Here is a 21,085-nt window from a genome sequence, read left to right as displayed (position 1 = left end):
ACCATGACGTCGAGTAACTACAGCGACCCTCCGACCGACGGACCCCAGCAACGCACTTCCTCAACGGGAGAACTCCGAAAGGGCTACTCGCAGTGACGAACTCTGCTCTCTCGTACACCGACCGTGGGCGTACCGGCGAGATGTCTCTCGTCCCGGACCACTCCCCGATCGTCATCGGCCGCTCCTCGTACGCCGACCTGTCACTGCCCGCCGATCCGGACATCTCACGCTTGCACGCCACCGTCGAACGCATCGGAATCCACTGGACCATCACCGACGACGGCCTCTCCCGCAACGGCACCTTCGTGAACGGCACCCGCCTGCAAGGGCGCCAGACACTGCACCCCGGAGACGTCATCCAAGTCGGCGAGAGCATCCTCACCTACCACGGCGAGCCGGGTACGGACTGCGGCGTCACCCACATCGGGAACACCGTCGACGTCGACATAGTTCTCACCCCCGCCCAACGGAATGTCCTTACCGAACTGTGCCGGCCATTCCACGACGGCACCGACCACCCCATCCCGGCATCGAACCGCCAGATCGCCGACGCCCTGCACCTGAGCGCCGAAACCGTCAAGACCCATCTCCGTGCCCTCTTCAGCGCGTTCCAGATCGAGGATCTCCCTCAGAATCAGAAACGCTCCCGACTCGTCACTCTCGCCCTCAGCAACGGCGTCCTGAACTAGGATTGCGCCCGGCTCCAGGCCGAAGGGGTCGATTTCCCACCCCAGGATGCGTTCCGGCGCGCGGGAGGTCCGGCGGATCCTGTTGTTGTCAACAACGTCTACCCAGTGAGGCATGCATGGATCCGATCACGGTGATTGTCGGTGGCGCGGTGGGCGCCGTCGCCGCATATGTCGTGCCGCTCTGGCTCATCAAGAGCGGTCGCAGCCCACGGCTGGCCGCGAAACGTGAGGTGTCGACGGCGATCAGCAACCGCGCGCTGCCACCGAACGCAGACATCTGTTCGTGGCGAACGCGACTGGTCGAGAACCGACGGTCGGGCGCCCGCGGCCGCTGGGCGATGCTCGCCGCCGGGCTCCTCATGTCATTCGTCGCGCTGACCAACTTCGCCGACGAGGGTGGCTCACTCCTGACGTGGGTGTTCGCCGGGTCGGCTGCTTTGTTACTTGTCGACGCGTTCGGGATGCATCGCCAGGTGAAGCAAGCCGATGCGCTACTCGCGGCGATCAGCGCATGGCCAACTGGAACAAGGAATTCCAGCGCTGGTTGAATGGACACTCGCATCGGTGTTCGGTCGTACGTCAGCAATCGCGAATACACTGTGCCCGCAAGTACGCTCGCCGATCTCGGCGGGGCCGATACTTGCGGCAAGGAGGACGCATTCGCATGCGACGCGTCGTGCGGGCATTCTGGGGGCCTCGACCGGAGCCGGTCGAGGCGCTGGCGGGGCGATGGCGGCTGACGTTGGAACAGGTCTCGCGGCTGCTGCCGGAAGCCGCGTCGCCGGCAGGAGGCGCGTGGCGGCAGGTGGACGCGTCGGGACCGGATACCGCGTGTGCGCCGGATGAGCTGACGGCGGTTCTTCTGGTCGCGCAGGAGGCGGAGGCGTGGTCGGATCTGACGGGCACCGGGTTGCGGTTGGTGTGCACTGGTGAGGCCGGGTGGTCGGTCGAACTCTCCGGCGTGGCCGGGGGTACCCCGCAGTTTCTGCTGCAGTCGCTGGTGATGGGTGTCGACGCGCCCGACGGTGCCGTCGTCCCCGAATCCGAACTGCTCGCGATGCTCGCGTCGGTGTGGGAGCCGGACTTCGGCGACGTGACCGACGACGACATTCTCGACGCCCTGGAAGACGACGCCGGATTCGTCGTCGGCGATCCTGTGGTCGGCCGGTACGGCTACCTGTGCCCGGCCCGCGCAGTCCTGATACCCGACGGACTGGAGGCGAGCCGTCGAGCCGTTCCGGACGGCGGCGTGCTTCTGCACATCGCAGCCTCGGGCACGATCGACACGGTGGTCAGCGTGTACGAGCGGCTGCGGGACGCGGGCGCACTCGCACCGCTCCCACGGCCGCTGGACCGGCCGACGCTGTGAGGTCGCGGACGGCCGCGCACGTCAACCGAGTGCTACTCGCCTTCGGGTTCTGCAGTCCTCGGCTGCTCCGTCTGCTTGGGTGCAGCCGGCACCCATTCCCGCAGTTGCTGCACCACAGTTCCATAGAACGCGTCCGCCGAGGACGTCACGCTGCTGATGAAACTCGCCGCCGTTCCCGACCTTCGGCCGCTCATCGGGAATGACTGCTCGAGGCAGAAGGACACGATGTCTCCGGACCGGCCGGCGGTGAGCACTTTCGGATCGGCCCGCACCGCCGCGATGTGCTCGCAGGCTTCATTCCCACGCTCGGAGAACACGGCCTCCACCTGAACGTCGCCGGGGACCTCCTTGAGTTGCCTGAGCAGCCACGACAGCCGGCGACCGGAGGTTCCCTCGTTCGGTGCCTCCACGGTGGTCCGGCAGCGGATCTTGTTGGTCCGCACATCCGCGATCATCACCAGATCACCCGCAGTCTCCGGGATCCGCAGAACCGCCTCGAACACGCCGTCGGCCGCCAACCGCTCGGCAACCGCCGCGTTACGGGCCACCGGATCGGTGCTGTGCCTGCGCGGCAGGACGTGCTTGACGGCGACCCCCAACTCGGCGGTCAGTCGAAGCGCGAGATGCCGGGACAGGGACACCCAGGTGTCGGCCACGGTGAGGGCTTTCTGGTCGCCGGCGCGCAGAGTGCCGGCGGTGACTGCGTCGCGCACCGTGACCCAGTGCCGACCCATGTCGACGAACTCGACCGCCCCTGACCGCGGATGGTCAAGGTACCGCAGGAATTCCGCGAGAACCCACGCCTGCAGATCGTCGTCGATTCCGCCATGGGACAGCAGCATCCGCGCCTCGTGCGCCACCTCCGCCCACGACAAATGCCGTAGAGCGACCTTGGCGAGCTTGCGCCGATCGACCTCCACCGGCAACTCCCCCGCGCTGGCCGGGACGTCGTTCGACAGACTGACCACCACGTCGTACTTCTTCTTCCGAGCTACGTCGAGATAGTTCTCCAGTTGCTCCTTCTTCAGCTTGCCGCTGCCGGTCTTGACCTCGAGCAGACCGGTCCACACCCTGCTACCGCGGGATACCTTCAAGACAGCGTCGGGAATCACCTTCGTCTCGCCCCGCTCGTACGCCACCTCCACGTAACCCTCGAACGCGCCCGTGGGAGCGCCCACCCGCGCACACACCGCGCGTGCGAACGGACGCACCGCTTGCATCGTCGCGATCAGTGCGGACGTGGCACGTCGCTCCTGCTCCTCACCCGCGCCGACACCGATGACCGAGAACAACCGGGCCGGCTGCCAGGTGTCCTGTTCGGCGAGACCGAACACGAGTGGCTTCGACTTCTTCACCGCCCGCTTGGCGGTACGGACACCCCGGGTCGTCGCTTTCCGTGGTGCGACCGGTGTGGTGGGCAGTTCGGGCACCAATTGCGGGGTGTCGGAGTCGACCGCCACGACGTCGTCGGAATTCTCGCTGTCGGCTGGCGCGGCGGCGGGTTCGGGGTCCGGGTCGTCGTCGATGTCGACTCCGAAGTCCGTCGCCAACCCCGCCAGCCCCGAGTCCCAGCCCTGCCCGACCGCACGGATCTTCCAGTCGCCGTTGCGGCGATACACCTCGCCGAATACGAACGCCGACTCGGTGGTGGCATCGGCAGTGACATACTCCGCCAACGTGTGCCCGGCGCCGTCGACGACTCGGAGGGCGAGCTTGCCGAGGTCACCGAACCCGCCGACAGCGACACTGCCTCCGAGGGCAACGGTGTGCACATCGTCCGGCACGGCGGACAGGTCGATCGCGATCCTCGCCTGCGCCCCCTCCTCGGTGCCGCTCGTACCCAGGAATCGAATTGACCCATCGGTCGACTCCGGCTGGTTGTAGAACACGAAATCGGCGTCGGAACGCACCTTCCCGTCCCCGTTCAGCAGCAGTGCAGACGCGTCGACCTCGATGTCCGACTCGGTCCACCCGAGCACCACATCGATCTGCTCCACATCAGCAGGCAGGGTCAGGTTCTGCCCCTTGGACAGCATTGGAAGCTCCACCACAACCACCTTCGTTCGACCCGGAACCGCAACAACCCGTGCGGCGGGACAGGGCCTGTGCCGACAACCGACGTCCGTCGCATCAATTGCGCATACTAATCGGTTCGTTTCGCTTGCGGACACCACCTGGCAAACATCGTGTCGTCGCGGACACCCACGGCGTCAGCGGGACGACACACCCCTCGATGCACTGTCAGCTGCGTGAATGACATTGCAGACCAGCCGAAATAAGAACGGGTCTGACACGACCGGACAACAGCGGGCTCAGCGTTCAAGGCCACGCCGTCGATGATGCACAGTCCGCCGGCTACCGTTGAGCGGTGCTCGGGTAGCCGTGCACATGGCCCCGGAAGCACAGGGCACTGACGGTGGCGGCCGAAGGAGCCCGGGGTGTCGGCGTGGCGGATCTCGCCGAGATTCGAACAGCGATCCGACACGCTCGGTACGTGCGAAGATGCGTTCATGCCTGTCGAGGATCACGATTAGCCCGCGAGTGACAGTCGTCCGACGGCGGACGAGGGGCCGTTCACCCTGGCGGTCGACGGCGAGGTCTTCACGGTGAGGCTCCGTGCACAGGAGCCAGGCGCCTGCGACTATGACTGGGAAGCCGGACCGAACTAAGGGTACGGATTCTCCAGCTTTCACCGCGTCGCGTATTCCAGCACTCAAGACCGAGCAAATACTCCATCGGCGTACCAGCTGGACACGATCGATGAGCATCGCGAGTCGATTCGCGACTTCCTTCGTCAGATCGACCCCGAAACCGGCTACATCGGCGACAAGAACACCGTGCGCCCGAGCGCCGAGGACATGGGCGGGGGCCACCGATCCGCCTCCGGCACAATTCGATCCACCGAGTGTCCGGTACTCATCGTGTCGGTGTGCGAGTTGGTTCAGTCCGGAACTGTGCGTGCGGACAGCGTCGAGCCGGTTAACCTGGACCTGTAGGTGATCACCGATATCAAGGAGCCCTGTGCGCAAGCGCCTTTCGTTCGCGACCGGCGCAGTGGTGGTTGCCGGTCTGGCAGCGGGGGTGTTCTTCAGCGCTGCAGCCTCCGACCTCATTCCTGCCTCCGTTCCCGATGTACCTGATGGCGGCGCAGAAGATATTGGACCGACGCCAAGCCGAGGAATCGTCCGTAGCTGGGACATCGAGGGTATGCAGGGCGTTATCGACGGAGACGATATCCCGGGAGGATGCCACATCCTGTTCGCGGCGGTCGCAATAGACGGATTCCCCGCACTGTCCACGGGACAACAGGTGGAATTCGAATGGTATCGCGACGAACAGTCCGAGTCGGGCTTTCCATATGAATGCAGTCGGGCCTGGCCGGCCGGAGAGCAGCCCTATGACGAGCCGGAGGCTTTCAGCTCAAGAGCGTGGACGGTCCGGGCGGACGGCACCGTCGAAGAGATCACAGAGACGGATCTAGCGGAGCCGGTTCCAACCCTGCCCCGTGTCACCGGCCAGGCAATGGGCACCGTGCAGATGTGGAACGACGAGGAGGGGTGGGGCGTCATTGACTCCGCTCAGACACCGGGCGGTTGCTGGGCCTTTTACAGCGAAATCGTCGGAGATGGGTTCCGCAGCCTTGTTGTGGGTGCCACCGTCACGCTCGACTGGGAACAGCTAGCCGATCAGGACGGCTATCGGTATCGGGCCACACGCGTGGAGCAACACGGCGGCTAGTGCGTTGACCGCGAACGTTGGCCGGGGTGGGTGACACATCGCTGAGAATCCGGCGGTATGTCCGGGGATTGCTGCACTCTCGAGGGCAGTAGTCTGCGCACACTCGCCGCCTACCTGGCCGACAACCCGGGTCGTGGGGATCGGGCGCGAGCGGCTGCGACAGATCCCGCGTGCGCGTGGAATCACGTTCCAGCGCACCCGCACGTGGTAAGAGTCCACCGACCCGGACAAGGACGCGAAGCTGGACCGGATCGAGCAGGTCACCACCGAGCACCCGGACCGGTGCTTCGCGTTCGACCAGTTCGGCCCGTTGTCGATCCGGCCCTGCCACGGATCGGCGTGGGCACCGCGGTCCAAGCCGCATCGGCTGCCCGCGACCTACCGCCGCACCCACAGCGAATGCCAACAACTCTGGGGCCGACCACGGGCTGGCGCAGCCGCGGCTTGACCGGTGAACGTTCGTGGTCAACGCACTAGCACCTCAGTAGTTGGCGGCGAGACAGTGACCACTCAGTCATCGACTGGCGGTCAGCTCATGAGGATTCGAAGCACACATCTCAGAAATGCTTTCTGCGACCCGAACCGCCAGATGATCCCGGCCCGGAGTCCCTCGGACGGAGGATGTTCCACGCCGATCGGTGCAATGCCACTGCTGCGCCGGTCAAGTGGCGTCACACCATCACCGACTTTCATCGACACCTCGAACAACTCGACCGACACCTGCAGGCGGCATAACCCCCTGCCAACTTATGAAACCGACCACTAGGATTGCACCGTGGACGGTGTCTGGCCACTTATTGGCAGGGATGAGGAACTGCGGCGCATCTGGGCGGCCGTCGAAGGCTCTGGTGATGGCTCTGGGGTTCTTGTGGCGGGCGGTGTCGGTGTTGGCAAGACTCGGTTGGCGAGTGCCGCCGTCGCCGTACTTGCCAAACGGCACGCCGTCCGGTGGGTCACCGCTACGGCCTCGGCCCGAACACTTCCGTTGGGAGCGTTTGCTCAATGGGCGCCGATCTCTCAGGCCGACCCGATGATGGTCATCCATACCGTCATCACAGCGCTCACTGCCGGCGACAGGCCCGTAGTCGTGGCCGTTGACGACGTTCACCTGCTCGACGACCTGTCTGTCGTCGTCATCCAACAGCTCGTGCAGCGCGGCCTTGCCAGGGTCGTGCTCACCCTCCGCAGCACAGAACCGGCCCCCGACACCATCACCACGCTCTGGAAAGACGCGTTCCTCGCCCGACTCGATTTAGATCCTCTGGGCGAGAACGACACTGAACGCTTGCTTTCGCAAGCGCTCGCTGGGCCCGTCGCCCCCGCAACGGCGGCCGAAATGTGGAACCTGACCCGCGGCAATGTGCTGTTCCTGCGGCATCTCGTTCGCCAGGAACGGGACGCCGGACGGCTCGTCAGCGACGTCGGCATCTGGCGGTGGACCGGCGAACCCGTCGTCTCACCCACCCTCGCCAAACTCATTACCGGCCAGCTTGGTTCGCTGACCGAGGACACCGCAGAAGTCCTCGACTACCTCGCGATCGGCGAACCCATCGACGGCACGGTGTTGGAAATTCTCACCAGCCCGCATGCGGTCAAGGAAGTGCATTCCCGCGGACTCATCGACATGACCGGCGACAACGGCGATATCGACGTCCGCCTCAGCCACCCCCTCTATGGTGAAGTCCGTCGCAGCACTGGAAACCTCCTACAACTGCGCCGCCTGCGCGGTCGTCTCGCAACGGTCCTGTCCACCCGCGCCGATCCGACACCCGCAGCTTTGTTGCGACGGGCGGTGCTCACACTCGAATCCGACCTGCGGCCCGACCTGGGGCTTTACCTCTCCGCCACTGCCACCGCACTGCGGCTCCACGATGCTCCCCTCGCCCTTCGTTTCGCGGATGTCGGGCACATATCCGATACCGGCTTTCAAGGCGCGATGCTGCACTACTGGGTGCTCAATAACGTCGGTCGGGCACAGGACGCATTCACCCTGCTCGAGGCGCTCGATCAGAACGCGCTCACGATCGAGGAGCGAAGACGACTGTCCGTCATGCGAGTCGGCACCCTCTGCTGGAGCCTCGGCGATCCGGAACGGGCGAGGCAAGAACTGGCAATCGCCAAGTTAGCGCCCCATAATCACACATCATCCGAGCTAGCCGCATTCGAAGCACTCCTCGAGTCAGTGCAAGGCCGACCGGAACACGCGATCGCCGCAGGAAATGTGGTGTTTCAGGCTGCACCGAGCGATATGGCATTCGTGCTCACCTCCTGCGCCCTTGTCATTGCCCACGGCTACTCGGGACATGCCGCCAAGGTATTTCCGTTGACCAAGCGGGCCTCCGCTTTGGTCGCAACATCTAGTGATGCTTCCGCGCTGGAGTACGGGATCGTCTACTTCCACATCGAGGCAATGTTCATCGCGGGGTACCTTCAGGCCGCGGAACAAGTCATGACCCAGTTTGTCGACTATGCCGCGCACACTCCGGGAACCATAGGTTTGTTCGTGTCGTTGCTCCACAGCTACGTTGACCTGTCCCAAGGTCGTCTGAGCGCTGCGCTCGAGGTTCTGAACAGGGCGAATCGCGAATTCGGTACGACCATGTACGACAGGTCGGCTGTCGTGAGCTGCCGGGTTTACCTGATTCTCGCGTTATCACATCGCGGCGACGGGAAACGCGCAGCGAAGCTGGTGCGCGATCTCGACACGTTGAATCCTTACGGCTTCCTCCGATCAGCGTGCACCCTCGCCAAAGCTTGGGCTGCGGCCGCCCAAGGGATGATCGCCGATGCAATCCGCCTCGCCCGGAATGCGGCCGTGATCGCGGCCGATCGCGGCCACTTCGGCCAAGAAACCATGTGTTTGCAAGCCGCATCGCAATTCGGCGATCGCACCACCGCGCACCGGCTGAACGAGCTCACAGCCCTCGTCGACGGTCCTCGCATTCACGCCGCTGCACTGCATGCCAACGGCCTGACCAGCGTCAACGGCGAAAAACTCGCCGAAGCCTCACGACTGTACGAGGAATTCGGTGACATCGTCGCAGCGACCGATGCCTCGGCGCAAGCCGGAACTCTCTTCCGTGAACAGCAACATCATGGTTCCGCACTGACAGCCATCGAACGTGCCAGGACGCTGGCAGGCACCCACCGCGGACTCGACACCCCCGCGCTGCGCCGGGTCGGCGAAACCACTCCACTCACGAGGCGGCAGCGCGAAATCGTCGCCCTCGTCGCCCAAGGCTTCACCAACAAAGAGATCGCCGGACGCCTCGGCGTCTCCATCCGCACAGTGGAAGGCCACCGCTACCACGCCAGACTGCGCTGATCGCGCGTCGCCGCAATTACCAGAAATCGCGTAGTCGACTACGCGGTTCAAATCCGCGACTGAGCGTGACGATCATTGCTGTCGCATCCAACTCGAGAAGCGCTTCGAGGCGATAAGCAAGCCCAGCCCCCGGAGGGTGCGTCCGGACTGCAGTTCGAAGCGTCCTCATGGAGGAGTAACTCATGAATACCGACAAGCACCTCAAGCACCTCGGCGAGCTGGCGGTGGCAGTGGGCATTGGGCTTGCGGTCGCGCCGGTCGGCACAGCGGTGGCAGCACCGTCCGTCGGAGACTCGTCCACGTCGTCGAGTTCCGATTCCTCCGACCAGACATCGTCCGACGGGAGAACCACGGACCGGTCCACGGACGGGACCTCGTCGGACAGGACGTCATCCGGCGCATCCCGAACCGACTCGGATTCGTCGAGCGGAGGATCCGGATCGTCGACGACCGACGACTCGACCACGGATTCACAATCCACGTCCGGCACGGATTCGCAGTCCACGACGGGCACCGAATCCACGTCCGGCACTTCGAACGACGACGTGACCGGGTCCGGCGCGACGACACCCGGCACCCCTACAGCACCCGACTCCACGACACCCGACAGTTCGTCGGTTGTGAACGGCGGTGAAATGCCGAACTCGGGCACGACAGCAGACGAGTCCGAGCCAGTCGGATCGAGTTCTGCCGCCACGGCACCGGCCACGATCGACGAGTCCGATGCCGCGATCGCGCCGGCCGACCGGCCTCCGGCACGAGCGGTCACCGAGCAATCGGATTCGTCCGCGTCACCGGCACAAGTCCAGGGTCACGACAGCGCACCTGCCGGCGACGCCAGTGCGCCGATCCCGCCGACCATCCCGGCTACGGACAGCTCCGGCACCGCTCTCGCCCCTGCCATGGCGGAAGACCCGGCAGCACGCGGACCCGTCCCGGACGCGACAGCAGCGATTTCGGAAGCAGTTCCGGCGACGGCTCCCACGAACATCACGATCGAGGCGACGACAGCCCCGACGCGCCCGGTGCCCGACACCCGTGTCGATGGGCCGCAGCACGGGACGCAGGCATTGGCCCCGTCTCTCCCCACCGCGGCGGTGGACGTCGCATCCAATGTCGTGTCGAAGGTGCTCGGCGCCCTCGGGCTACGTCCGTTCCTGTCGAATGACCCGCAGGTACCGATCGAGTCGCCGACGTTCTGGGCGCTGGCCGCGGCATGGTGCCGTCGGCAGGAGAAGGTGTTCACCACCGACGCGAATCCAACGCTGGCTGCCGCGCCCGTCACGACCAGCGAGCCGATCGAATCGTTCGCCGTCGCGAGCACCGTATCCACCAGCACGAACGCTGCATCCGCTGCCGGGCCGATCGTCGATGTGCCCGACCGCAGCACCGGTTCGGTGCTCACCTCGATCAATTCGTTCGATTACAGGGTCACAGGATCGCCGAGCCGCGGAACGGTCACTGTGGACGACGCGACCGGCCACTTCATCTACACCCCCACCCAGGCAGCGCGCCAGTTGGCCGCTCTGGACCCGAGCACCGATTACAACTCGTTCGACTCATTCACCGTCACCCCGATTTCCGGGCACTCCGGCAACCCGGTGACCGTGCAGGTGCCGGTGTCTGCGGCACGGATGCAGGTCGCGCAGTCCATTACTGTCGGTTCCAACCCATCGGGTGTGGTGTCCGCCGACACCATCTCCGGCACCAAAACCTATGTGGCAAACCAGGGTTCGAAGAGCGTATCCGTGCTCGACGCAAATAACGCCGTCGTCGGCTCGGTGACCGTCGGCACCTCGCCGACCGGCGTCGCGGCCAATCCGGCCGGCACCCGGGTGTACGTCACCAACAGCGTCAGCGGCAACGTGTCGGTGATCGACACCACCACGAACAAGGTCGTCGCCACCGTCAAGACCGGCACGACTCCCAGCGCCGTGGCGGTCAACCCCACCGGCACGCGCGCGTATGTCACCAACAGCAGCAGCGGCAACGTGTCGGTGATCAACACCGCCAACAACACCGTCGTCGCCACCGTCAAGACCGGCACCACACCCAACGCCGTCGCCGTCAACCCCGACGGCACCCGTGTGTACGTCACCAACCGCAGCAGCAACACCGTCTCGGTGATCAACACCGCCAACAACACCGTCGTGGCCACCGTCAAGACCGGCACGACTCCCAGCGCCGTCTCCGTCAGCCCCGACGGCAAACGTGTGTACGTGACCAACCGCGCCGGCAACAGCGTCTCGGTCATCGACACCGCCAACAACACCGTCGTCGGCACCGTCGCCGTCGGGTCGCGGCCGACCGACGTGCGGGTGTCCCCCGACGGAAGCGCAGCCTATGTCGTCTCCGATCCGGACACGCTGACCGTCATCGACACGCGCACCAACACCGTCGTGTCCACACTCTCCCTCGACTCGACCACCGAGTCCGGCGACCATTCCATCGTGCTCAGTGCCGACGGTTCCCGGATGCTCGTGACCGATGCGGCCGATGGGCGGGTGCGGTCCCTGACGCTCACCTACGTGAACTCCGCGCCCACAGCGAGCTGGACGGTCGGCGCGCCTCGGGCGTCCGACGGCGCGGTCGTCGTCACCCTCGCCAACCCCACGGATCCGGACGGCGACCCGGTGACCTTCACGAACACCGCGCCCGGGTCCGGATCGGTCATCTCCGACGGCTCGACCTTCACCTACACCCCGACCGCAGCCGCCCGCGACCTCGCCCTGCAAACACCGGGAGAGGACGCCGACCACTTCACCATCGCCCTCACAGACGGCCAAGCTGTGACGAACATCCCTGTCACCGTTTCGGTTTCGCCGACCCCTCCCCAGGTCGCGTTCGACGTCGAGTCGACGGAGATAGCGGTGGGGTACCCGACCGACGCGGCCGTCGTCGACGACCGGATCTACGTCGTCAGCGAGGACGGCTACGTGCGGGTCATCGACGCAGATGGGACCGTCGGGGCACCGATCGCGGTCGACTGGGGTTCGTCGACGATCGCTTCCGCTCCGGCTGTGCACCGGGTGTACGTCAACAGCGGGTACACCGGCACCATCGACGTAATCGACACGACCACCGGCACCGTTGTCACGACTATCTCGGTTCCCGTCTCACCCGACTTCCAGGGATACGATCTGACGCAGAAGATGATTGCCAGCCCCGACGGGACGCGTCTCTACACCAGCGGCACGGATGGCACCGTGTCGGTCGTCGACACGGCCACGAACACCGTCGTGGCTTCGCAACCGCTCGGCTCCTACGGCAGCCTGGAAGTCAGTGCCGACGGCCGCTACCTGATCGGCGCGAACGGGTCGACCATCAGCGTCATCGACACCGACTCCCTGACCACGGTCGGCACCATCACGACCGGGCCCACGTGGGACCACACCAGGACGAGCAGCGAATTCACCGACGTCTCGCACAGCCTCACCGTCGTCAACGGGAACCAGCTGTACATCACCCAGCACGTCAGCACCGTGGAACTCGCCACCGGCGGCTACTCCAACGGACAGTTCATCGTCGACAGCACCGGACGGCTGTGGCGGGTGACTGGCGGATACGGACTCGTCACCGTGATCGACATCGATCCGGCCAGTGCCACGTACGGCAGCACGCTCGCGAACGTGCGACTGACCGGCGACGCCCAGGACCTGGCGCTGAGCCCCGACGGCAGCCAGGCATTCGTCACCGTCGGGGACGGACGAACCGTCGCAGTGATCGACACCACCACGAACACCGTCGTCGGAACCTTCGTCACCGACCAGGACGGCGCGGTCACCGGGCCCTACGGTCCGCTCCGAAACGTGCTGCTCGCGGGCGACACGCTGTACGTCACCGACTACCACGACGACGCCGTGTACGCGGTCTCCGGCCTGACGATCGGCGCGCCCGCGGCCCTGACGGTGTGAACACCCGGCGGCCGAACACTGGACAGGGAACTTCTCGCCCAATACTTCGGCCGCACAGAGAAAGTGGGAGTGCCGTGAACACGCGTCATAGAATGGCTCGTCGACGACCCGACCAAGCGACCGACGGGTGCCCGTCGCTTGGTCGGCACCTCGCACGGAAGCTGAGGTTGAAGTTGAACTTCAGGCCCCGGTGGCGATACTCCCAACAGAAAGTCAAGCCCAGCAAGAATAGCGATTCAATGTCGGGCGCTGGGCGCGTAATCTACTACATGAGGCTTCTCGGCGCTTCTAAGCGCTTCTTAGCGCTACCTGTCGCCCGGTGCCGCGCCGTACAAACCCGAAGATTGGAGCAGAGATGCGTATCTTGCGTGCGTTTGTAGGAGGGATCGCTGGGGCGATCATTCTGGTTCTGGGACTGTCTCTTCACGCGCCTGTGCCCACTGCTCAGGCCGAGTGTCTGAGAATGCCGTACTTCACGCCGTTCGGATATGCCAACTTCGATTTTCCCCCGCGAATGGTTGCGCTGGTGAACGACAACGAGATCGCAGTCGAAGGCATCGCACCGTTCGAGGCCAAGCCCGGGAAGACCGGCCTCTATCTGCCAATCGGCTCGCACACCAACTACATCGACGCATGCCAGGGCGTGTACTATCCCGGCGGCCCGAGATTGATCAGTAAGACCGGGAATTCCGTTGCAGTCGAGAATATCTGGCTGCGGATGGACGGCGCCTACGGGCTTGTGACGATCAACGGGGTCCCACAAGGCGAGCGGATGGTCGCCACCTACAATGTGGGCGAAATGATGCCGACGCTCATGACGCCACACGGCGGAGGGATCGGCCCCACATATTGGCCGTTCCGCTTCACCCCATATTTCGCGCAGGTCTTCAACGACACCGCCGGCGCCAACCTCGTCCAGCCCGGTGAGGTGTTCGCTAATCTCGACGCCGTCGGGAAGTTTGCGCCCTGATCTGACACGAGATCAGATGAAGCCCCGGATCGAGTTCGACTGCGAGATCCCGCGGTCGCCGAGTTCGTCTCGGCCACCGCGGTTCCCGACCCGAGAATGTCCGTCGATAGCTTGCGTCGGACGATCAACCCGTGATCGCGAGCTAACGACGACGAGCGATACCCACTACACGGGTTGTGGCGTTGAAGGCCGCCTTCAACGCGCGATCAGCAATCGAACCGTCGGGCGGTACAACTTGAACTGGCGGGCGAATTCCATTTGGTCGTAGCGCACCGTGTTGGTGACGACCTTTCCGCCGGCGATGACGCAGTGGTCGAATCCCTCGAATTCGATTCGCCGACCGGTGGCGGCGACGCCGACGAAGGTGCCGACGTGCCGCCCGGTCAGGCGCCAGTGGACGAGAACGTCGCATTGGAGACGTCGTTCGGCGGAGGGATTGTTGTAGGTCGGGCTGCGATCAGACATCTTTACTCAATGCAGGTTGACGCGAGGCACGCTGGCATGCAGCCTCGGCACTGCGGAACGAGACACTGACACAACACGACCACGGCCGAATCCACGTGCCGCGGCCGGTCGGCTCCTATTGTCCTCCGCGCCGCCGGCGATGTCACCGATGATTCGCTGAGGGAAAGAGACGCTCCGGCCGACAGTGCATCGAAAGCTCTTTCCGCGCTCAGGGCGCAGCAGACGTGCGAAAAGATCGACGAGCATTCACCCGTCACATTGGAGTAGCTACATGCGCGTAACGCAATCAGACCGCGCGCGATAGTCGAGTGAGAGCATCGACTCGGTCAGGGACGGCGGTTCGTCCCGAATGCGAATGGAGTGCAAGTGAAGCGGGCTATCGCGGCAACCGTCCTGTCCCTCATCCCCTTCGGCCTCTCCGTGTCGATAGCATCCGCCGATCCCGTCGATACCGACCCGTTCGGGTACAAGGACCGGACCTCCTATTTCGTCACCCCTGTGGATCCTGGAGCGTTCGGCGCGAACGCCGACAAGTCGATCATCCTGAGTCCGTATGGCACTAGCCGAACGATCGAGTGTGCGTCCTTCCACGGGCAGGGTTGGTGTCGCCAGTTCGACCACCTCGACAATGAGCACAAACTCGATCAGGTGAAGATTCCGACCGGGTCGAGCGAGTGGGACTACCGCGGGGTGTGGATCTATAACCCGTTCTGACACGCGAGCCAGATTCTCCGTTCGAAGCCACCGCGGGGGGCGCGTTTGCGAACGGCTGCTTGTTTCACCTGTGCCTTCGGTGATGACCTTCGCGTGGAGGGTCGCCCCATTGCAATCCGCTGCAACCTTTATTGCGCACGTCATATCTCCCTACATTCATGACCCGGGTTACACGAGGCACGAACCGTTCCGGCGCCGCATCGCGATCGGAGGTCGGCCCCGAGGTAGCCGGCGACAACGCAGAAACCAAGGGAGTGCAATGGCGCTGAACAAGAATTCGTTACTGAGCGCGTATCGGAAGATGTCCGAGATCCGAGCGTTCGAAGACCGGCTTCACGAGGAGAACGCCACCGGCGACATTCCCGGCTTCATCCACCTGTACTCCGGTCAGGAAGCCATTGCCGTCGGCGTGTGCGAGAACCTGCAGGACAGCGATTACATCGGGTCCACCCACCGCGGTCACGGGCACTGCATCGCCAAGGGGTGCGACCTCCACGGGATGATGGCGGAGATCTTCGGGAAGGACGACGGCCTCTGCCACGGCAAGGGCGGTTCGATGCACATCGCCGACCTGTCGGTGGGCATGCTCGGCGCGAACGCCATCGTCGGCGGGGCACCCTCCCTCGCCATCGGCGCGGCGCTCAGCGCGAAGACACTGCGCAACGGCGGTGTCGCCGCCTCGTTCACCGGCGACGGCGGCTCCAACCAGGGAACGGTCTTCGAAGCCATGAACATGGCTGTCGTGCTCGACCTTCCCATCGTCTTCGTCACCGAGAACAACGGTTTCGGAGAGGCCACCGGCCGGGACTACGCCGTCGGCGCACCCAGTATCGCTTCCCGTGCGGCTTCGTTCGGCATGCCTGCCGTGACCGTCGACGGAACCGACTTCTTCGCCGTGCACGAGGCAACCCGTGAGGCCGTCGAGCGTGCGCGCATGGGAGGCGGACCCACGTCGATCGAGGCGATCGCGTACCGCTGGCACGGACACTTCGAAGGTGACGCGCAGCTGTACCGCACCGCGGATCAAGTTGCGGAGCTGCGCAAGACGAAAGACCCGCTGCTGAACTTTCGCAATCACCCGGACAGCAAGAAGGTGTCCGCGAAGGAGCTCGACGCGATCGACGCCGATGCGCGGGCCCGCGTCGACGACGCCGTGGCGAAGGCCCGGCACGCCGAGTATCCGCCATTGGCAAACCTTCTGACCGACGTCTACGTGTCGTACTGAGAGTGAGAACAGAAATGACAACGTCGAAGACGACGTACCGCGAAGCAATCAAGGCCGCGCTCGCCCAGGAGATGGAACGCGACGCGACGGTCGTGCAGATCGGTGAAGACCTCCGTGGCGGCCAGGCGGGTACCAATCCGGAACTCGAGTCCGGAAAACTCGAGGCGTTCGGTGGGGTGCTGGGTGTGACGAAGGGCCTGTGGACCGAATTCGGTTCCGACCGGGTCATCGACACCCCGATCACCGAGTCCGCGATCATCGGCATGGCAGCCGGCGCCGCATTGACCGGGCTGCGTCCGGTCGCCGAACTGATGTTCATGGACTTCTTCGGAGTCTGCTACGACGCCCTGTACAACCAGGCGGCGAAGTTCCGCTACATGTTCGGCGGCAAGGCCCGCACCCCGCTCGTGGTGCGCGGCATGATCGGTGCCGGATTCTCGGCGGCGGCGCAGCATTCGCAGTCCCCGTACAACGTGTTCGCCGCGGTCCCCGGCCTCAAGGTCGTGGCCCCGTCCAACGCATATGACGCCAAAGGCCTTCTCATCCAGTCCATTCGCGACGACGACCCGGTGGTGTTCTGCGAGCACAAGACCCTGTACGACCTGAAGGGCGAGGTTCCCGACGAGCCGTACACGATCCCGTTCGGGGTCGCCAACTACACCCGGGAAGGTACGGACGTCACGATCATCGCGCTCTCGGCGATGGTGAACGCCGCCAACACGGCCGCCGACAAACTTGCCACCGAGGGCATCTCCGTCGAGGTGGTCGACCCGCGGACCGTCTCGCCCCTCGACGAGGAAGGCATCCTCGAATCCGTCGCGTCCACCGGACGGGTCGTGATCGTCGACGAGTCCGCGGCGCGGTGCGGATTCGGTCACGACGTCGCCGCACTGATCGCCACCAAGGCGTTCGGTTCGCTGAAGGCACCGATCGAACTGGTCACCCCGCCGCACACCCCGGTGCCGTTCTCCCCCGTGCTCGAACAGGCATGGCTTCCCAACGCGGCGCGCATCGAGGCCGCGGTACGCAAGGTGGTGACTGCCTGACCATGAGCGACATCAAGCTGATCGAAGTTCCCAAATGGGGCCTGTCGATGGACGAGGGCACCGTTACCGCGTGGTTGATCGACGAAGGATCGCCCTTCGCAAAAGGCGATCTGATCTGCGAGATCGAGACCAGCAAGATCACCAACGAGTTGGAGGCGCCGTTCGACGGCGCACTGCGGCGCATCGTCGCCAAGCCGGGTGCCACGCTGCCGGTGGGTGCGGTCCTGGCGGTGTCGGCGGACGCGGCCGTCTCCGATGCCGATATCGAGGAGTTCCTGACCGGAATCGGAGCGGATCACGTCCCAACATCCGAGCCGGAGCGGACACCGGGCGGGCAGCCCACGCCCGCAGAGCCGCGCGTGACTACTACCCCGTCCACTCCGGCGGCCCAGGAATCGGCGCGGCCATCCGGCACCACCGCCGTCCCGGATTCGCTACGGGGACGGACGAATGGCGACGTCTTCGCGACGCCGCACTCCCTGCGGTTGGCCGAGAAACTGTCGATCGACCTGGGCCGGGTGGCCGGGACCGGCCGCGACGGCCGGATCTCGCTCGCCGACGTCCACGATGCGATTCGCTCGGCAGGCGGAACCGTCGCAGAGGCACCGTCGCCGACTCGCTCAGGTGTGCCCGGACGCTCCGCCGAGGACGACGGCGCGGTCGAGGCGACGCCGGTGGCACGTCGACTGGCGAAATCTCTGGGCATCAACCTGCACGACTGCCGGGCCACCGGTTCGCGGGGGCGCGTCTGCGAGGCGGACGTCCGGGAAGCCGAAAGGGCGTTCCGACCGGTTCCCGAACCGACACCGGCGCCCGCCGGCGGTACGGACACCCTGCACGCGCTACCCGAGTTCGAGACGATCCCCTTCAACTCGATGCGCAAGGCGATCGGTCAGCGCCTGCAGGAATCGAAGCGCAACGCCCCGCACTTCCGGCTCAGCGCGGACCTCGAGATCGACAATCTCCTCGCACTCCGCACGGAGATCAACGCAACTGTGCCGGCCGTCAAGCTGTCGGTCAACGACTTCGTGGTCAAGGCCTGCGCCGCGGCGTTGCGCAAGGTCCCGGACGTCAACGTCCAGTTCGACGAAGCGGCGCAATCGGTGCTGAGATTCTCCGCCGCCGACATCTCGGTGGCCGTCGCCTTGCCGTCGGGGCTGATCACGCCGATCGTTCGCGGAGCGGAGAGCAAGAGTCTGGCCGAGATCTCCGGTGAGGTTCACGCATTGGTGACCAGGGCCAAGACCGGCAAGCTGACGCCCGAGCAGTTCCAGGGCGGCACGTTCACCATCTCGAACCTCGGTATGTTCGGCGTGCGCGAATTCGACGCGATCATCAACCCACCGCAGGGCGCCATCCTCGCCGTCGGTGCGGGGCAGCAGCGGCCGGTCGTCGTGGACGGCCGGGTGGAGGTCCGTACGATGCTGACCGTCACGCTGTCGTGCGACCACCGCGTGATCGACGGCGCCCTCGGCGCGACGTTCCTGCAGGAACTGCGGCGCGTCGTCGAATCACCCGCGTTGATGCTGGTCTAGGGAGTGTTGATGACTGAAAACTACGACGTCCTGGTGATCGGAAGCGGACCCGGCGGCTACGTCGCCGCCATCCGCGCCGCCCAACACGGACTCCGCACCGCGGTGATCGAACGGGACCGGCTCGGCGGCATCTGCCTGAACTGGGGTTGCATTCCCACCAAGGCCCTGCTGCACGGTGCCGACGTGGCGCACACGCTGGCGAATCTGCGTCCCCTCGGGTTCTCCACCAGCGGTGTCGAATTCGACATGGCGCAACTGGTCGAGTTCAGCCGTGGGGTGTCGGGGCGGTTGTCCGACGGCATCGGGTATCTGATGAAGAAGAACGGCATCGACGTGATCACCGGCACCGCGCGACTGACCGGAAAGGGTGTGGTGGGTGTTCGGGAGGACGGTGACTCGGCGTCGCCGCTCACCGAGTACCGGGCCGACCACATCATCCTCGCCACGGGTGCGCGTCCCCGTTCGGTGCCCGGGGTGACACCGGACGGCGATCGGGTCTGGACCTACTTCGACGCGCTGGTGCCCCAGGAACTTCCGAAGTCGCTGCTGGTCATCGGTTCCGGTGCGATCGGCGTCGAGTTCGCGAGCCTCTACCACGATTTGGGTAGTGCGGTCACGCTCGTCGAACTGGCACCGCAGATCATGCCCGTCGAGGATGCCGCGGTGGCCGGCCACGTGCGTCGGCAGTTCGAGAAGCGCGGGATCGAGATCCACACCGGCGCCTCGGTGTCCGGACTCACCGTCGGCGCGGATTCCGTCGCCGTGACGGTGAAATGCGCGGACGGATCCCTCGAAGAACGGGTCGTGGAGCGGGTTCTGGTCGCCGCCGGCATCCAGGGCAACGTCGAGAACCTCGGGCTCGAGGACGTCGGCGTCGAGGTGGACCGCGGGTTCGTCACGACCGACGAGTGGTGCCGCACCACCGCATTCGGGATCTACGCCATCGGCGACGTCGCCGGCGCCCCGTGCCTCGCCCACAAGGCGAGTCACGAAGGCGTGCTGTGTGTCGACAAGCTGGCGGGAGCCCCGCACGTGACACCGTTGGACAAAGACTACGTCCCCGGATGCACGTACTCGAGGCCCCAGGTCGCCAGCCTCGGCCTCACCGAGGACCAGGCGCGGGCAACCGGACGTTCCCTGCAGATCGGACAGTTCGATCTGCAGGCGTCCGGCAAGGCACTCGCCATCGGTGAAGCCGACGGCTTCGTCAAGACCATCTTCGACGCCGACAGCGGTGAACTGCTGGGCGCCCACATGGTCGGGCCCGAAGTCACCGAGCAGATCCAGGGATTCGGCATCGCACGATCCCTGGAGGCCACCGGTGACGATCTCGCAGACGTGGTCTTCGCGCACCCGACGCTGTCCGAGGCCATGCACGAATCGGTCCTGTCGGCGCTCGGCCGCCCGGTCAACATGTAGCACTCCCCGCCGAACCGCGGTTGCCTTCCGACACTGCGGTTCGGTGGGAACCACCACCCAGGAATCGACACGTGACTGCCACACCACGAACACCGTCCGGGGCCGTGCAGGCCCCGCCCGGCCGCAAGCTGCTCCGCCTCGAGATCCGAAACGCGGAGACTCCGATCGAACGCAAACCGAACTGGATCCGTACCCGCGCGCGGATGGGGCCCGAGTACTCGGAACTGAAGGGCCTCGTCACACGCGAGGGTTTGCACACCGTCTGCGAAGAAGCCGGCTGCCCCAACATCTACGAATGCTGGGAAGACCGCGAGGCGACATTCCTCATCGGCGGTGAACAGTGCACCCGCCGCTGCGACTTCTGCCAGATCGACACCGGCAAACCCACCGACCTCGACCGCGACGAACCCCGCCGCGTCGCCGAATCCGTCCAGGCGATGGGACTGCGGTACTCCACCATCACCGGCGTCGCCCGCGACGACCTCCCCGACGGCGGTGCCTGGCTCTACGCCGAAACGGTCCGCCAGATCCACCAGCTCAACCCCGGCACCGGCGTCGAGAACCTCATCCCCGACTTCAACGGCAAGCCGGACCTGCTCGCCGAGGTCTTCGACTCCCGCCCCGAGGTCCTCGCCCACAACCTCGAGACCGTGCCCCGCATCTTCAAACGGATCCG

15 protein-coding genes are annotated in these 21,085 nt (G+C 65.3%); 13 read left to right on the top strand and 2 right to left on the bottom strand.

The features are described 5' to 3' along the window. Positions 1–92: 92 nt before the first annotated feature. The 3 genes from ACFTZB_RS18620 (at position 93) to ACFTZB_RS18610 (ending at position 2,058) form a co-directional block, all read left to right on the top strand. On the top strand, positions 93–689 hold the full coding sequence (locus ACFTZB_RS18620; RefSeq protein WP_378433438.1) for an FHA domain-containing protein: 597 nt from the start codon (positions 93–95) through the stop codon (positions 687–689). 116 nt (positions 690–805) lie between these two features. Beyond that, positions 806–1,237, top strand: coding sequence for a hypothetical protein (locus ACFTZB_RS18615; RefSeq protein WP_378433437.1), 432 nt, complete (start codon positions 806–808; stop codon positions 1,235–1,237). A gap of 116 nt (positions 1,238–1,353) precedes the next feature. Further along, positions 1,354–2,058: a hypothetical protein gene (locus ACFTZB_RS18610; RefSeq protein WP_378433436.1), complete on the top strand. Its 705-nt coding sequence runs from the start codon at positions 1,354–1,356 to the stop codon at positions 2,056–2,058. Between the two features lie 32 nt (positions 2,059–2,090). Here the strand turns inward: ACFTZB_RS18610 and ACFTZB_RS18605 are convergent, their stop codons facing one another. Next, a complete protein-coding gene (locus tag ACFTZB_RS18605) occupies positions 2,091–4,106 on the bottom strand; it encodes a TerD family protein (RefSeq protein WP_378433435.1) in 2,016 nt (671 codons plus the stop codon). A 973-nt stretch (positions 4,107–5,079) separates the two neighbouring features. On the opposite strand from ACFTZB_RS18605, the gene ACFTZB_RS18600 reads away from it, so the two are divergent. The 4 genes from ACFTZB_RS18600 to ACFTZB_RS18585 all read left to right on the top strand — a co-directional run bounded on the left by ACFTZB_RS18600 (position 5,080) and on the right by ACFTZB_RS18585 (position 14,005). Further along, on the top strand, positions 5,080–5,796 hold the full coding sequence (locus tag ACFTZB_RS18600) for a cold-shock protein (RefSeq protein ID WP_378433434.1): 717 nt from the start codon (positions 5,080–5,082) through the stop codon (positions 5,794–5,796). A 775-nt stretch (positions 5,797–6,571) separates the two neighbouring features. Further along, positions 6,572–9,121 (top strand): LuxR C-terminal-related transcriptional regulator, encoded by a 2,550-nt coding sequence (locus tag ACFTZB_RS18595; protein ID WP_378433433.1) that lies wholly within the window; start codon positions 6,572–6,574, stop codon positions 9,119–9,121. 182 nt (positions 9,122–9,303) lie between these two features. Continuing rightward, on the top strand, positions 9,304–13,035 hold the full coding sequence (locus tag ACFTZB_RS18590; RefSeq protein WP_378433432.1) for a cytochrome D1 domain-containing protein: 3,732 nt from the start codon (positions 9,304–9,306) through the stop codon (positions 13,033–13,035). 463 nt (positions 13,036–13,498) lie between these two features. Then, complete coding sequence (locus tag ACFTZB_RS18585; RefSeq protein ID WP_378433431.1) at positions 13,499–14,005, top strand: hypothetical protein; 507 nt, start codon at positions 13,499–13,501, stop codon at positions 14,003–14,005. 195 nt (positions 14,006–14,200) lie between these two features. On the opposite strand, the gene ACFTZB_RS18580 is transcribed toward ACFTZB_RS18585, so the two are convergent. Next, positions 14,201–14,470 carry an ester cyclase gene (locus ACFTZB_RS18580; protein ID WP_378433430.1) on the bottom strand — a complete coding sequence of 90 codons (270 nt, stop codon included), beginning with the start codon at positions 14,468–14,470 and terminating at the stop codon, positions 14,201–14,203. A gap of 366 nt (positions 14,471–14,836) precedes the next feature. Between ACFTZB_RS18580 and ACFTZB_RS18575 the strand changes: the two genes are divergently transcribed. From ACFTZB_RS18575 to ACFTZB_RS18550, 6 genes are all read left to right on the top strand, one after another. Further along, entirely contained in the window at positions 14,837–15,184 is a 348-nt protein-coding gene (locus tag ACFTZB_RS18575) for a hypothetical protein (protein WP_378433429.1), read from the top strand. Positions 15,185–15,443: 259 nt separating this feature from the next. Beyond that, a complete protein-coding gene (locus ACFTZB_RS18570; protein WP_378433428.1) occupies positions 15,444–16,409 on the top strand; it encodes a thiamine pyrophosphate-dependent dehydrogenase E1 component subunit alpha in 966 nt (321 codons plus the stop codon). Positions 16,410–16,423: 14 nt separating this feature from the next. Continuing rightward, complete coding sequence (locus ACFTZB_RS18565) at positions 16,424–17,455, top strand: alpha-ketoacid dehydrogenase subunit beta (protein ID WP_005243580.1); 1,032 nt, start codon at positions 16,424–16,426, stop codon at positions 17,453–17,455. Positions 17,456–17,457: 2 nt separating this feature from the next. Beyond that, positions 17,458–18,990 (top strand): 2-oxo acid dehydrogenase subunit E2, encoded by a 1,533-nt coding sequence (locus tag ACFTZB_RS18560; protein ID WP_378433427.1) that lies wholly within the window; start codon positions 17,458–17,460, stop codon positions 18,988–18,990. 9 nt (positions 18,991–18,999) lie between these two features. After that, positions 19,000–20,409 carry a dihydrolipoyl dehydrogenase gene (gene lpdA / locus ACFTZB_RS18555; RefSeq protein WP_378433426.1) on the top strand — a complete coding sequence of 470 codons (1,410 nt, stop codon included), beginning with the start codon at positions 19,000–19,002 and terminating at the stop codon, positions 20,407–20,409. A gap of 71 nt (positions 20,410–20,480) precedes the next feature. Further along, the coding region (locus tag ACFTZB_RS18550; RefSeq protein ID WP_378433425.1) for a lipoyl synthase at positions 20,481–21,085 on the top strand (605 nt) is incomplete at its 3' end.

This window comes from Rhodococcus sp. NPDC057014 (genome assembly GCF_042673295.1).
GTDB lineage: Bacteria > Actinomycetota > Actinomycetes > Mycobacteriales > Mycobacteriaceae > Rhodococcus_F.
The sequence above is the reverse complement of the archived record's forward strand: the minus strand, read 5'-3'. Positions and strand labels throughout refer to the sequence as shown.